Origin of the sequence: Micromonospora sp. NPDC000121 (assembly GCF_042899165.1) — a bacterium.
Classification (GTDB): Bacteria; Actinomycetota; Actinomycetes; order Mycobacteriales; family Micromonosporaceae; genus Micromonospora.
On record NZ_JBIAZP010000014.1, the window covers coordinates 38,895 to 52,178 of the forward strand.

Sequence of the window (13,284 nt, forward strand, 5' to 3'; positions counted from 1 at the left end):
TGTCCTTCGTCACGCGGTGCCGCCGGGGCGGCGGGGTGGGTTGCGGCGGGTACGACTGCGTCGGGCGGCGGCGCGCAGCGCGGCGCGGGCCAGCTCCGGCCGGTCGGCGGCGCCGTCGAGGCTGGCGGCGAGCGCCCGGATGGTGGGGTGGCGGAAGAGGTCGAGCATCTTGATCGAGCGGCCGGTGGCGGCGGTGAGCCGGGCGTGCACGGCGGCCAGCGCCATCGAGTGCCCGCCGATGTCGAAGAAGTTGTCGGTGACCCCGACCTGGTCGCGTTCGAGGACCTCGCGCCAGATCCCGGCGATCAGCTCCTCGGTGTCGGTCAGCCCGTCCGGGCCGGCCGGCAGCACGCCGCGCGGCGCCTCGCCGGCGGCGACGGTCATCGCGCCGAGCTGGGGCGTGGCCACCGTCGGGCGGGGCAGCTCGGTGGCCACCCGGTCGGCCGGCGTGTCCGGCGCGGCGACCAGCGCGCCGACGAGGGCGGCCAGGTCCGCCAGCAGGTCGTCGATCCGGCCGGCGTCGAAGAGGTCCGGGTTGTAGACCACCTCGACGCCGTACCGGCCGGCCCGCTCCACGACGTAGACGGTGATGTCGAAGGGCGAGCCGGGCTTGGGCACCGCGACCGGCTCGGTGTCCAGGCCCGTCAGCGCCAGCCGGGGCGGGGCGAAGTTGAGCACGTTGAACAGCACCTGCACCAGCGGCGCGCGGGAGGTGTCCCGGCCCACGGCGAGCGCCTCGACGATCCGCTCCAGCGGGGCGCCGGGGTGGGCGGTCGCCTCGTGCAGCTCGCCGGCGCACCGGTCGACCAGCTCGGCGAAGCTGGCCGCGCCGCCGCGCACCCGCACGGGCACGGTGTCGATGAAGAAGCCCACCACGTCGTCGAACGCGGCCAGCCGGCGGTCGGCGACGACGGCGCCGACCACGTGGTCGTCGCGGCCGGTGAGCCGGCGCAGCAGCTCGCCGAAGCCGGCCAGCAGCACCGCCGCCACGGTGTTGCCGCGCCGCTCGGCCAGCTCCCGCACCCCGCGGTCGCACGCCTCGGGCAGCCACGCCGCCGCCTCGGCGCCGGCGTAGGTGGCCACCGCCGGCCGGGGCCGGTCGCGGGGCAGGTCCAGCACGGTGGGCACGTCGCGCAGGTGCGCCACCCACCAGTCCAGGTCTGTGGCGCCGCGATGCCGGTCCCGCTCCGCCCGCCAGACGGCGTAGTCGGCGTACGTGGCGGGCAGCGCGGGCAGCGTCGGGCTGCCGCCCACCAGCGCCCGGTCGTACGCCGCCGCGAGGTCGTCGTAGAGCGGCTTCTCGGACCAGCCGTCGAAGACCGCGTGGTGCAGGGTGATCGCCAGGACGTGCTCGTCCGGCCCGAGCCGGTAGACGGTCACCTGCCAGGGTGGCCCGGTGGCCAGGTCGAAGGAGTGCGCCGCCCCGGCGGCGAGCATCCCGGCCAGCTCCGCCTCGGCGTCGGCGCTGCCGGTCAGGTCGACCACCGGGACGGCCACGTCGGTCGGTTCCTCGCGGACCGCGTACGGCACGCCGGCGGTCTGCGGGATGCGCCAGCGCAGCACGTCGTGCCGTTCGGCGACCGCCCGCAGCGCCGCCCCGAGGGCGGCGGTGTCCAGCGGGCCGCGCAGCCGGTGCGCCACCGCGATGTTGTAGGGGGCGCTGGTGGGGGCGAGCTGGTCGACGAACCAGAGCCGGCGCTGCGGCGCGGAGAGGGTGGGCGGGTTGCCGGTGGTCAGCCCGTCGCCGTCGGTCGGGACGGCGGCGGTGACCCGCTCCACCAGGCCGGCCAGGGTGCGCCCGGTGAACACGTCCCGGGTCTCGACGTGCCGGCCCAGCTCGGCCCGGAGCGCGGCGACCAGGCGCATCGCGGCGATGGAGTTGCCGCCGGCGGCGAGGAAGTCGGTCTCCGGGGTGGGCGTCCCGCCGAGCAGCCGGCCCCAGATCCGGGCCACCGCCGCCGCGAGCGGCTCGTCGGCGTCGACGGGCCCGGCCGGGGCCGGGACCTCGGCGGTGGCGGCCAGCGCACGCAGCGCCGGCCGGTCCAGCTTGCCGGTGGTCGGGCTGACCGGCAGGGCGTCGCGGCGCAGCACCCGGGTCGGCAGCATCGCGGCGGTCAGCCGGGGCAGGGCGTACGCCCGGAGCCGCTCGTCGTCGGGCGCGTCGGCCGGGGTGAGGAAGGCGACCAGCTCGGTGCCGGCCGGGCCGGGGACGGCCTCCACGGCGACCTGCCGCACGCCGGGCAGGCCGGCCAGCACGGCCTCCACCTCGCCCAGCTCGATCCGCTGGCCCCGGATCTTGACCTGCCGGTCGATGCGGCCGAGGTAGACCAGCCGGCCGTCGGGCTCCTGCCGGGCCAGGTCGCCGGTGCGGTAGAGCCGCTGCCCCGGGTGCTCGCCGAACGGGTCGGGGACGAACCGCTCGGCGGTCAGGCCGGGCCGGCCGAGATAGCCGTCGGCCAGCCCGGGACCGCCGATCAGCAGCTCGCCGGCCTCCCCCGGCGGCACCGGGCGCAGCCCGGCGTCGACCACGTACACGCGGTGGTTGGGGACCGGGCGGCCGATCGGCACCGGGTCGGTCTCGGCACCGGTCAGCTCGCCGCTGACCGCCATCACCGTGGCCTCGGTCGGGCCGTAGGCGTTGACGAAGAGCCGGCCGGGGGCCCAGCGGGCGGCCAGCTCGGCCGGCACCGCCTCGGCGCCGCAGAGCACCACCCGCCAGGCGGGCAGCTCCGCCGGGTCCAGCATGGACAGCACGGTCGGGGTGAGGAGTCCCCAGTTCACCTCGTGCGCGGCGATGAACCGGGCCAGCCGCACCGGGTCGGCCCGGTCGTCGGCGCCGACGAGCTGGACGGCGCCGCCGAGCAGCAGCGGCACGAAGAGGTCGATGATCGCCGCGTCGAAGCTGAGCGAGGCGTAGCCGAGGCTGCGTACGCCGGCGTCGGCGCCGGTCACCGCGGCGCAGCCGGTGACGAACTCGACCACGCTCCGGTGGGTGACGACCACCCCCTTGGGGCGGCCGGTGGAGCCTGAGGTGAACAGCACGTACGCGGGGTCGCCGGGGCGGGCCGGGCAGGCGGCCAGCGGCGCCGGCCCGGGCAGCCCGAGCGCCTCGACGCCCGGCACGTCGCCGAACTCGGCCACGGCGGCGTCGCCGACCACCACGGACACCCCCGCGTCGGCGACCATCTCCCGCAGCCGCCGGCGGGGGCCGCCCGGCTCCAGCGGCACGAAGCAGCCGCCGGCGAAGAGCACCCCGAGCACGGTGGCGACGAGGTCGGGGTTGCGGGCTCCGCAGACGCCGACCCGCGTCTGCCGGCCGACACCGCGCCCGCGCAGCGCGGCGGCCACCCCGGCCGCCCGGCCGACCAGCTCGGCGTAGGTGAGCCGGGTGTCCCACTGGCGCACGGCGACCGCGTCCGGGGTCCGGGCGGCCTGGGCGGCGATCAGCTCGGCCAGCGTCGCGTCCGGCCACGGCAGGGTCTCCCCGTGGACGGCGCTGGTGGACAGGATGTCGGTCACCCGTTCTCTCCCCGGTAGCTCACTGGATCGGTGATCTGCAACCGCAGCTCGCTGACGTAGCCGCGTCCCCGCGCGTCGGTCACCCAGGCGTCCGCCGGGTCCGGCAGCAGCTCGCCGACCGTCACGGTGACGTCGGGGCCGCTCTTCGCGGCGGCGTCGACCATGGCGCAGAGGGACTGCGCGTGCAGCGGGGCGGTGAGGTCGACGTAGCAGGGCTTGATCTCGGTGCCCACCTTGACGAACACCCGCTCGGGCAGCCCGAGACCCGCCCGCCACCGGCGTACGGCGAGGAACCGCTCGGCCTCGCCGGTGATGCCGGCCAGGCCGGTCTCCGCCGCCGTCGTCCGCCAGGTCCGCCGCGCCACGACCAGCCGGTCGATGGTGATCCGAGGCGTGTGCGGGGCCGGCGCGAGGAGCTTGAAGGTGTCCAGCAGCAACGCGCCGAGCAGGTTGGCGAAGATCTCCATCAGCGGCCAGCGGGTGCCGTCCGGCAGCACCGCGAGCCACTCGCCGCCGTCGTTCTCCACCCGTGCCTCGGTGGCTCGGACCAGCCGGTCGACGTCGGCGCCCCGGGCCGTGTCGATGCCGAACTGGCGGTCCCGGGGACCGTTGAGGGCGTACGTGATGCGGGTCGTCATCCGCGGGAAGCTCTCCGGGTAGAGCACCCGCGCCCGGGCCGGCCCGAGTTCGGCGTCCAGCGCGGCCCGCAGCGACGGCTGGTCGGGGTGGAACGGGGTCAGCACCGCGCTGTCGAACGGGACGTAGGCCGGGTGCAGCTCGCCGAGGACGAGCAGGAAGTCGCCCCGGTTGAGGGCGTCCAGCCCGGCGGCGGCGATCTGCACGTCCGGGCTGTGGATCCGGGCGGACGGCCAGCCGGGACGGTCGGCGGCGAACAGGGCGCGGGCCCGCTCGGTCAGGTCGGCGCTGCGCAGCCGCAGCTCGGCCTGCCCCGGGGCCACCGCGTCCAGGCCGATGAGCTCCGCCCAGCGGGCCGTCAGCCCGGCGCCGGCCTGGGCGATCGGGCCGTCCGGGGCCAGCAGCAGCCCCTGGGCCAGGGCCCAGATGTCGGCCAGCCGCACCGGCCCGTCGCCGCGCAGCTCGGCGTGCAGCTCCGCGAAGAGCCGTTCGCAGGCGGCACCGACCTCGGCGGTCAGCCAGCGCGCGGCCGTCAGCACGATCGCCAGCGGCTCGGCCAGCGTGTCCAGCACCCGGGAGCCGACCGTGAAGTCCAGGTCGCGGGCGGTCTCCTCGTAGAGCACCGTGCGACCGGCGTACATCTGCCCGGCCTGGCGGGTGGCGGGCCGGCCGGTGACGGCGGTGAACTCGGCGTTCAGCGCGGCCAGCGCGGCGCCGAGCCGGTCCGGGTCCCCGGCCGCCGCGGCCACCGCGTCGCGCGCCGCGCGCAACCGGTCGAACCCGGCCGCCACCTCGGCGCGGACGGACGCGTCGCCGATGGCCTCGATCCGCTCCCCCAGCACGCGCTCGGCGTCCGGGCTGACCGGCAGGCCGGCGTCCCAGGTCAGCAGGCTCCGGTCCACCAGCCGGTCGAGCAGCAGGTAGCCGTCGTCGGCGCTGCGCAGCCCGGCCTCCCCGCCGGCGAGCAGGCGCTCCACCAGGGTGACCGCCGGGGTGCGCCCGTCGCAGGCGGCGAGCAGCCGCGCCTCCGCGCCGGTCAGCTCGGTCGGCGGGAGCAGCGGGCGGGTGACCTGCCGGTCGGAGAGGCTCAGGTGCGGCGGCAGCGTCGGCGCCCACCAGCGCCGCACGGCCAGGTCGTCGGCGAGCCGGTCGGCGTACGCGATCAGCGCCCACGCCTCGAAGTGGACCTCGCGCCGGGACACCAGCGCCGGCCCCGGCCGCAGCCGGGTGGCCGGCTCGTCGGGGTCGAGGCGGCCCCAGCAGACCGGGCCGAAGAACCCGATCGTCTCCGCCTTGCCGCAGTAGCGCTGCCAGTAGCGCAGCAGGCTCAGCTCGCGCTTGCGGCGGCGGACGTTGCGGACGGCCGGGTCGGTGCGCAGCAGGCCGTCCAGCGCGATCAGCATCTCCGCGTTCTGCCAGGTGACCGCCTCGCGCAGCAGCGGGTCGGCGGCGATCTGGTTGGCCACCTCGGAGCCGTCCGCCAGCGCCGCCGCGAACGCCTTGTCGAACGTGTCCGCCTCGCCCTCGCCGGAGAGCAGGGCGTCGGCGGCGGCAGCCGCCTCGGGCGCGGCGAAGGCGGCCAGCCCGGCCGCCGGGAAGCCGGCGGTACGCAGGACGACGTCGCGGAACACCGACCAGCCGGTGTCGCCGAGCGGGATCCGGTGGCTCATGACAGCACTCCGCTTCGCTCCGCGCCGCCATGAGGCACCAACGCGCTGCACCAACAATTCACTCGCTGACGCTCGTTCATCGGGCGTCCTCCCCGTCGGCGTCCACGATGTGCAGCCGCAGCTCGCTGAAGTAGCGCCGGCCGGCCGCGTCGGGCACCCAGGCGTCCCCGACCGTGGGCAGCATCTCGCTGACCATCAGCGAGACGTCGTCGCCGCCGTCGGTGCGGGCGGCCCGCACCATCGCGCAGAACATGGCGCTGAACGCCGGGCTGCTGAGGTCCACGAAGCAGGGCTTGGTCTCGGTGCCGAGCTTCACGTAGACCTGCTCGGGCAGCCCGAGGCGGCGGCGCCACTCCCGGACCGCGAGGAACCGTTCCCGTTCGCCGGTGACGGCGGCGAGCCCGCTCGCGCCGACCGTGGTACGCCAGGTCTGCCGCGCCAGCACCAGCTCGCCGACCGTGATCCGGGGCGTGTACGGCGCTGGGCTGACCAGCTTGAACCCGTCGACGGCGTGCGCGCTGAGCAGCGGGGAGAAGATCTCGGGCAGCGTCCAGCGCTCCCCGTCCGGGGCGGTGGCGACCAGCCGGCCGCCCTCCTCGGCGACGGTCAGGTCGACCGTGGGCAGCACCCGGTCGGGGTCGGCGCCGGGCGCGGGCGCGAAGGCCAGCTGCCGGTCGGTCGGCCCGGTGAGCGCCTCGGCGACCCGGCTGGTGCGCCGGGGCCAGTCGGTCGGGACGAGCAGCCGGATCCGCCGCTCGCCGAGGTCCTCGGTCAGCGCGTCGCGCAGCCGGCCCACGTCCGGGTGTGACGGCGTGAAGACCTGGCAGTCGAAGGACGCCCAGGCGGCGTGCAGCTCGCCGAGGACCACGGTGAAGTCGCCGCGCGCCAGCGCCTCCGCGTCGGCGGCGCAGATCTGCAGGTCGGGGCTGTGCAGCCGGGCGTTGGGCCAGGCCGGCCGCACGGCGGGGAAGACCTCGGCGACCCGGGCGGCCAGATCGGCCACCGGCAGCCGGATCTCGGTCGTCCCGGGCGGCAGCGCGGCGAGGCCGAACAGTCCGGCCCAGCGGTCGGCGAACTCGGCGGCGACCGCGTCGACCGGCCGCGCACCGTCGCCCCAGAACAGGCCCTGCGCCAGGAACCACAGGTCGGCCAGGGCGACCGTTCCGCCGCCCGCCTCGACGCGCAGCTCGTCGTACAGTTCGCGGAACGCCTCGTCGTACGCCCGCTCCAGCGCGTCGACCAGCCAGCGGGCCGCCTGGAGCAGCACCGCGAGCGGGGCGGCGATCCGGTCCAGCAGCGGCTTGCCGAAGACCACGTCGAGGTCGCGGCTGGTGTCCTCGTAGCAGAGGGTGCGGCCGGCGTACATCTGACCGGCGCGACGGCGCGGGGGCTGGCCGGTCAGCTCGGTGAAGGTCGCGTCGAGCGCGTCCAGGGCGGTGCGCAGCCGCTCCGGGTCGCCGGCCGCGGCGGCCACCGCGTCCCGGGCGGCGCACAGCTGGTCGAAGCCGGCGCGGGCACCCAGCCGGGCGGCCTCGTCGCCGATCGCCTCGATCCGCCGCCGCAGCACGTCCTCGGCGTCCGGGCTCACCGGCAGCGCCGCGTCCCAGGTGATCAGCTCGCGCTCAACGAGCCGGTCCAGCAGCGCGTAGCCGTCCTCCGGCCGGCGCAACCCGATCGCCGGGTCGGCGACCAGCTCGCGGGCCGGGCGCCGGCCGTCGGCGGCGGCCAGCAGCGCCGCCTCCACCGGGGTGAGCGACACCGGCGGCCGGCCCGGCCGGCGGACCGTGCGGTCGGCGAGGCTCAGCTGCGGGCAGAGCATCGGCGCCCACCAGCTGCGCACCGCCACGTCCCGGCCGATCCGCTCGGCGTAGGCGCTGAGCGCCCAGGACTCGAACCACACCCAGCGGCGCCGGGTCAGGCCCGGGCCGGGGCGCACGTCGGCGGTCTCCGGGCGCGCCGGGTCGAGGGTGACCCAGCAGCTCGGGCCGAAGAAGCCGACCGTCTCGTTCTTGCCGCAGTACCGCTGCCAGTACTTCAGCAGGGCGCGCTCGCGGTCCCGCCGCCGCACGTTGCGGGCCGGGTCGGGGCCGCCGCCCGCCAGGCCGTCCAGCGCGACCACGGCACCCCGGTTCTGCCAGGTGACCGCCTCCCGCAGCAGCGGTTCGGCGGCCAGCTCGGTGAGCCGGCGCCCGGTCGCCGTCACCGCCTCGGCGAACTCCTTGTCGAACCGCTCCGCGCCGTCGCCGGTGGCCAGCAGCTCGTCGGCGGCCGCCGCGGCCTGCGGGGCGGACAGCATGGTCAGGCCGTCGGCGGGGAAGCCGGTGGTACGCAGGATGGCGTCCCGCCACACCGACCACCCGGTGTCGCCGAGCGGCACCCGGTGCCCACCCGCCGCCGAGCCGGTCCCGATCGTCGCCGCCGACTCGACGGCAGCTGCCGGCACCGGGCCGGCCGCCACGGCCCCGGCGAGGTCGGCGCGGATCGCGGCGAGCAGCTCGGGGAGCCGGTCGTTGAGGAAGAAGTGGCCGCCGTCGATCTCGTGCAGGGTGAAGCCGGCGGCGGTGTGCTCGCGCCAGGCGTCGCTGTGCTCCCGGGCGACGGCGCGGTCGTGCCGGCCGCTGAACGCCACGATCGGCACCGGCAGCGGCTCGCCCGGGGTGTAGCGGTAGCTGTCGACCCGGCCGAAGTCGGCGCGCAGCAGCGGCAGCAGCAGCTCGACCAGCTCGGGGTGCGCCAGCAGCTCGGCCGGCAGGCCGCCGCCGGCGCCGAGGCGGCGCAGCAGCTCGTCGTCGTCCACACCGGACAGCCCGTCGAAGAGGCTGGCCGCGGTCACGTGCGGGGCGCGGGCACCGCCGACGTAGAGCCGCAGCGGCAGCGGACGGCCGGCACGGCGCAGCTCGCGGACCACCTCGAAGCCGACCCGGCCGCCCATGGAGTGGCCGTAGATCGCGTACGGGCCGCGGACCCGGTCGGCGATGGCGGACGCGACGTCGGCCACCCGGAACTCCGGGTCCTCGCTGATCCGGTTCTCCCGGCCCGGCAGCTGCACCGGCAGCACCTCGACGTCCGTGCCGAGCCCGTCCTGCCAGCGGCGGAAGACGCTCGCGCCGCCGCCGGCGTAGGGAAGGCAGAACAGTTGCACCGGTGCCGGGTCACGGCGGCCGGCGGAGACGAACCAGTTCACCGCGCGCCTTTCTGAGGAGGGTCGATCCAGTACCGCTGGCGCTGGAACGGGTAGGTGGGCAGCCCGGTGCGCCGGACCGAGCCCTCGGGGTGCAGCGCCGCCCAGTCCACGTCCCGGCCGGCGACCCAGGCCGCCGCCAGCTCGCGCAGCTCGCCGGGCTCGCCGGCCAGCCGGGCGTCGGTGGCGAGCAACTCCTCCAGGGCGGTGACGGCATCGGCGGGGTCGACCGCCACCACCGCCGCCCGGCAGCCGAAGGCGCGCCGGCCCAGCGCGAGGGTGGCGGCCACCTCGGCCAGCGCCGGAGCGGCCCCCGCGAGGTGCTGGCGCAGCCGGGTCAGCGCCGCCCGCAGCGCCGCCGGGGTCCGCGCCGACACCGGCAGCAGGTACGCGGGCGCGTCCGCGCTCTCGACCGGCTCGGCCGGGGGCGGCTGCTCGACCACCACGTGCGCGTTCGTGCCGCCCAGCCCGAACGAGCTGACCCCGGCGACGCGACGGGTCGCCTCGGGCCAGTCCCGCGCCTTGGTCGGCACGTAGAACGGGCCGCCGGCCAGGTCGATCTCCGGGTGCGGGCGGGTGAAGTGCAGGTTCGGCGGGATGACGCCGTGCTGCACGGCGAGCACGGCCTTGATCAGCCCGGCGATGCCGGCGCCCGCGTCGAGGTGGCCGATGTTGGTCTTCACCGAGCCGAGCGCGCACGTCTCGGCGGGTCCGGCGCCGGCGTACACCTCGTGCAGCGCGGCGACCTCGATGGCGTCGCCGAGCGGCGTGCCGCTGCCGTGGGCCTCGATGAGGCGGACCTCGCCGGGGGCGACCTCCGCCGCGGCGAGCGCGCCGGCGACGGCGGCGGCCTGCCCGGCGGGCCCGGGGACGGCGAACCCGGCGCGGTCGGCGCCGTCGTTGGTGACGGCCCAGCCGGGCAGGATCGCGTAGATCCGGTCGCCGTCGGCCTGGGCGTCGGCGAGCCGGCGCAGCGCGACCACGCCGGCCCCGGAGCCGAAGCCGGCGCCGGCGGCGGCCTCGTCGAAGGCGCGGCAGCGACCGTCCGGGGAGGCCAGACCGCCGGGGGTGTGCCGGTAGCGCGGCCAGGTCACGTTCACCCCGCCGGCCAGGGCGATGTCGCACTGGTAGTCGGCGAGGCTCTGCGCGGCGAGGCAGACCGCGACCAGCGAGCTGGAGCAGGCGCTCTGCACGGCGACCGCCGGCCCGGTCAGGCCCAGCCGGTAGGCCACCTGCCCGGGCAGGTGGTCGGTGAACTGCCGGCCGACGAGCCGGGCCTCCCAGTCGTCGGGGTCGACGTCGCCCACCACGGCCGGGTTGTCCATGAGGTGGAACAGGAAGTACCGGTTGGCGGAGGTGGCGGCGTAGACGCCGACCAGCCCGGGGAACCGGGCCGGGTCGTGCCCTGCGTCCTCCAGGGCCTCCCAGGCCGTCTCGAGGAAGAGCCGGTGCTGCGGGTCGGTGCGGGCCGCCTCGTCGGCGCCGAAGGAGAAGAACTCGGCGTCGAAGTCGGCCACCCCGTCGAGCCGGCCGGCCGCCTTGACGTGCCGGGGGTCGGCGCGCAGGCCGGGGCCGATGCCGAGGGCGGCCAACTCCTCGTCGCTGTGGTCGTGGATGGAGTCCACGCCAGCGCAGAGGTTCCACCAGAAGGTGCCGACGTCGGGTGCGCCCGGGAACCGGCCGGCGAGGCCGACCACGGCGATCTCGTCGCCCGTGTACTCCCGGGCGGCGGTCGCCGGGGCGGCCGGGGCGGGCACGACCGGCGCGCGGACCGGCTCCGGCGGGGTGTCGACCAGCCGGGCCTGGGCGGCCACGGTCGGGTGCTCGAAGAGCCGCAGCATCGGCAGCCGCACCCCGAACCGCTCGGCGAGCCGCTGCTGCACCCGACCGAGCAGCAGCGACTGGCCGCCGACGTCGAAGAAGCTGTCGGAGCGGCCGACGGCCGGGCGGCCGAGCACCTCGCACCAGATCTCGTGCACGATCCGCTCGGTGGGCGTGGCCGGCGCCTCCCCGGCGGGCACGTCCCGGGCCGGGTCGGGCAGCGCCCGCTCGTCGATCTTGCCGGTGACGGTGAGCGGGAACTCGTCGACCACCACCACCGCGCGCGGCAGCGCGTACTCCGGCAGCCGTCGGGCGAGGGCGTCGCGCAGGGCCGCCGGGTCCAGCGCGTCGCCGCCCGGCCGGGCGTACGCGAGCAGCTCGCCGTCGCGGGCGATGGCGCGGACCGCGGCGACGCCCGGCTGGTCGGCGAGGACGGCCTCGATCTCGGTCAGCTCGACGCGGAACCCGCGCACCTTGACCTGCCGGTCCAGCCGGCCGAGGCAGACGAGGTCCCCGCCGGGCAGCCGCGCGCCGAGGTCCCCCGTCCGGTACGTCGGCACGCCGTCGGGGTCGACGGAGAACCGGTCGCTGTCCTGGCCGAGGTAGCCGGGGGCGAGGTGCGGGCTGCGCACCACGATCTCGTCGCCCTCGCCCAGGCGCAGCTCGTACCCGGGCAGCGCCGTGCCGATCGGCAGCGGCCCGGTGGCGGCGGGGTCGGCGTCGGCGAGCGGCAGCGCGTACCGGGCGGCGAAGGTCAGCTCGGTGGCGCCGTAGCCGTTGACCAGCACGCAGTCGGGGGCGAAGTGGTCCCGCCCGCGGGCCGCGTCGGCGTGGGTGGCCTGCTCGCCGCCGAGCAGCACGACCCGCACCCGGTCCAGGCGCGGGCCGGGGGTGTCGAGCAGGAAGCGGTAGACGGTCGGGGTGGAGTGGTAGACGGTGACCCCGTGCCGGGCGAGCTGCTCGACGGCGTGGGCGAGACCGTGCCGGCGCAGCTCCACCGGGACGACGGCGGCCCCGGCGAGCAGCGCCGGGTAGAGGTCGGGGATCGCCGCGTCGAAGCTGAACGAGGCGAGCAGGCTGAGCCGGTCGTCCGGGCCGATGTGGAGGGCGGCGATCTGGTTGTCCACCACGTGCAGCAGGTTGCGGTGGGTCTGACCGACCGCCTTCGGCACGCCGGTGGAGCCGGAGGTGAACAGCACGTACGCCAGCGCGTCCGGGTCGACGGGCACGGGCCGCAGCGGCGCGGCCGGGAGGTCGTCGACGGTCAGCACCCGGACGGCCGGCCGGTCGGCGATGAGCCGGCGGGCCAGTCCGGCGTGCTCGACTCCACACAGGACGATGCCGACCTCCGCGGCGGTGAGCATGTGCCGCAGCCGCTGCTCCGGGAAGCCCGGGTCCAGCGGCACGTACGCGCACCCGGCGGCGAGCGTGCCGAGGATGGCGGCGATGGTCGCGGGCCCGTGCCCGGTGAGCAGGGCGACCCGGTCGCCGGGTCGGCACCCGGCCGCGGCGAGCGCGACGGCGTGCCCGCCGGCGGCCCCGGCGAGCGCGGCGTAGCTGATCGGGGCGGCCTCGCCGAGGATTGCCGGCTGATCGGGGCGACGGGCGGCGACCGCGCCGAAGCGATGGACTACCGTCGGTTCTGCCATGTCAGCGCGCGGCGGCGGACCCGCTCATGGGCAGCGTGCAGCGTTTGACAAACGCAATCATGATCCCCCCCAGGACTTCACAATGGAAGCAGCATAAGGCTCGATACCTGGCTCGAAAGATCATCGATTAGAGTCAGACCGAACAGTCGACGGGACCCTCGCACAACGGGCGGCGAAGTCCGTCCGATCATCCCTCTAGCGCCTAGAGGAGCTTTCGTCTAATTGCGTACCGCCCGGCGATTTTGCGGCGAGACGACCCCGGGGCCATCAGTCTTCCTGTGACCGGGGTCGATGTCCACAGCCGATTTGTGAACGTCTGATGACGGGGTGGCCCGTCAGCTGTCATACGGCGGCCTGGGGATCGGCTGGGTCATGCCGTCGAGTTCCCGGGGTAGCCGGGCGACCATGTCGCGGAACTCGTCGACGGTGACCGCCTCCCGCAGGGTGGCGAAGACGGCGCCGGTCCCGGCGCGGGCGGTGGCCTCGTCTACTCCGGCCCGCTCCGCCACACGACGCAGGAACTCCGCCGGCCCGAGGGGGGCCGGCGGGCCGTCGGCGGGGTCGGGCCCGGCCAGGTAGCCGTCCAACTCGTCGGGGAGGTGCCCGGCCGGGTCGCCGGACCGGCCGCCGGTCATCCGCTCCACCATCGTCTGCAGCACGGCGCGGGCGATCGCGGCGGACTGGGCGGCCGACAGCCCGGCCCGGCGGGACACCGCGTCGACGAATAGGGGAAACCGCACGGCGCCCTCCTGTCGTCACCGGCCCCGCGCTTACCCGTGCCCGCCACCGGCAAACGGGTGCCCCCGCC

The 13,284-nt window shown here is 76.7% G+C and carries 5 protein-coding genes; all 5 read right to left on the minus strand.

The features are described from left to right. Nucleotides 1–9 precede the first annotated feature (9 nt). The 5 genes from ACFY23_RS28965 to ACFY23_RS28985 all read right to left on the minus strand — a co-directional run bounded on the left by ACFY23_RS28965 (nucleotide 10) and on the right by ACFY23_RS28985 (nucleotide 13,216). A complete protein-coding gene (locus tag ACFY23_RS28965; RefSeq protein WP_350685418.1) occupies nucleotides 10–3,519 on the minus strand; it encodes an amino acid adenylation domain-containing protein in 3,510 nt (1,169 codons plus the stop codon). After that, the gene (locus tag ACFY23_RS28970; RefSeq protein WP_350819494.1) at nucleotides 3,516–5,825 is read right to left on the minus strand and encodes a lantibiotic dehydratase; all 2,310 of its coding nucleotides are present in this window, start codon (nucleotides 5,823–5,825) and stop codon (nucleotides 3,516–3,518) included. Before ACFY23_RS28970 ends, ACFY23_RS28965 begins: the two co-directional genes overlap by 4 nt. 76 nt (nucleotides 5,826–5,901) lie before the next feature. Continuing rightward, nucleotides 5,902–9,009, minus strand: a complete 3,108-nt coding sequence (locus tag ACFY23_RS28975) for a thioesterase domain-containing protein (protein WP_350819496.1) — start codon at nucleotides 9,007–9,009, stop codon at nucleotides 5,902–5,904. Then, nucleotides 9,006–12,476 (minus strand): AMP-binding protein, encoded by a 3,471-nt coding sequence (locus ACFY23_RS28980; RefSeq protein ID WP_350686481.1) that lies wholly within the window; start codon nucleotides 12,474–12,476, stop codon nucleotides 9,006–9,008. Before ACFY23_RS28980 ends, ACFY23_RS28975 begins: the two co-directional genes overlap by 4 nt. A gap of 335 nt (nucleotides 12,477–12,811) precedes the next feature. Next, nucleotides 12,812–13,216: a DUF2267 domain-containing protein gene (locus ACFY23_RS28985; RefSeq protein ID WP_350686480.1), complete on the minus strand. Its 405-nt coding sequence runs from the start codon at nucleotides 13,214–13,216 to the stop codon at nucleotides 12,812–12,814. Between the last annotated feature and the right edge of the window lie 68 nt (nucleotides 13,217–13,284).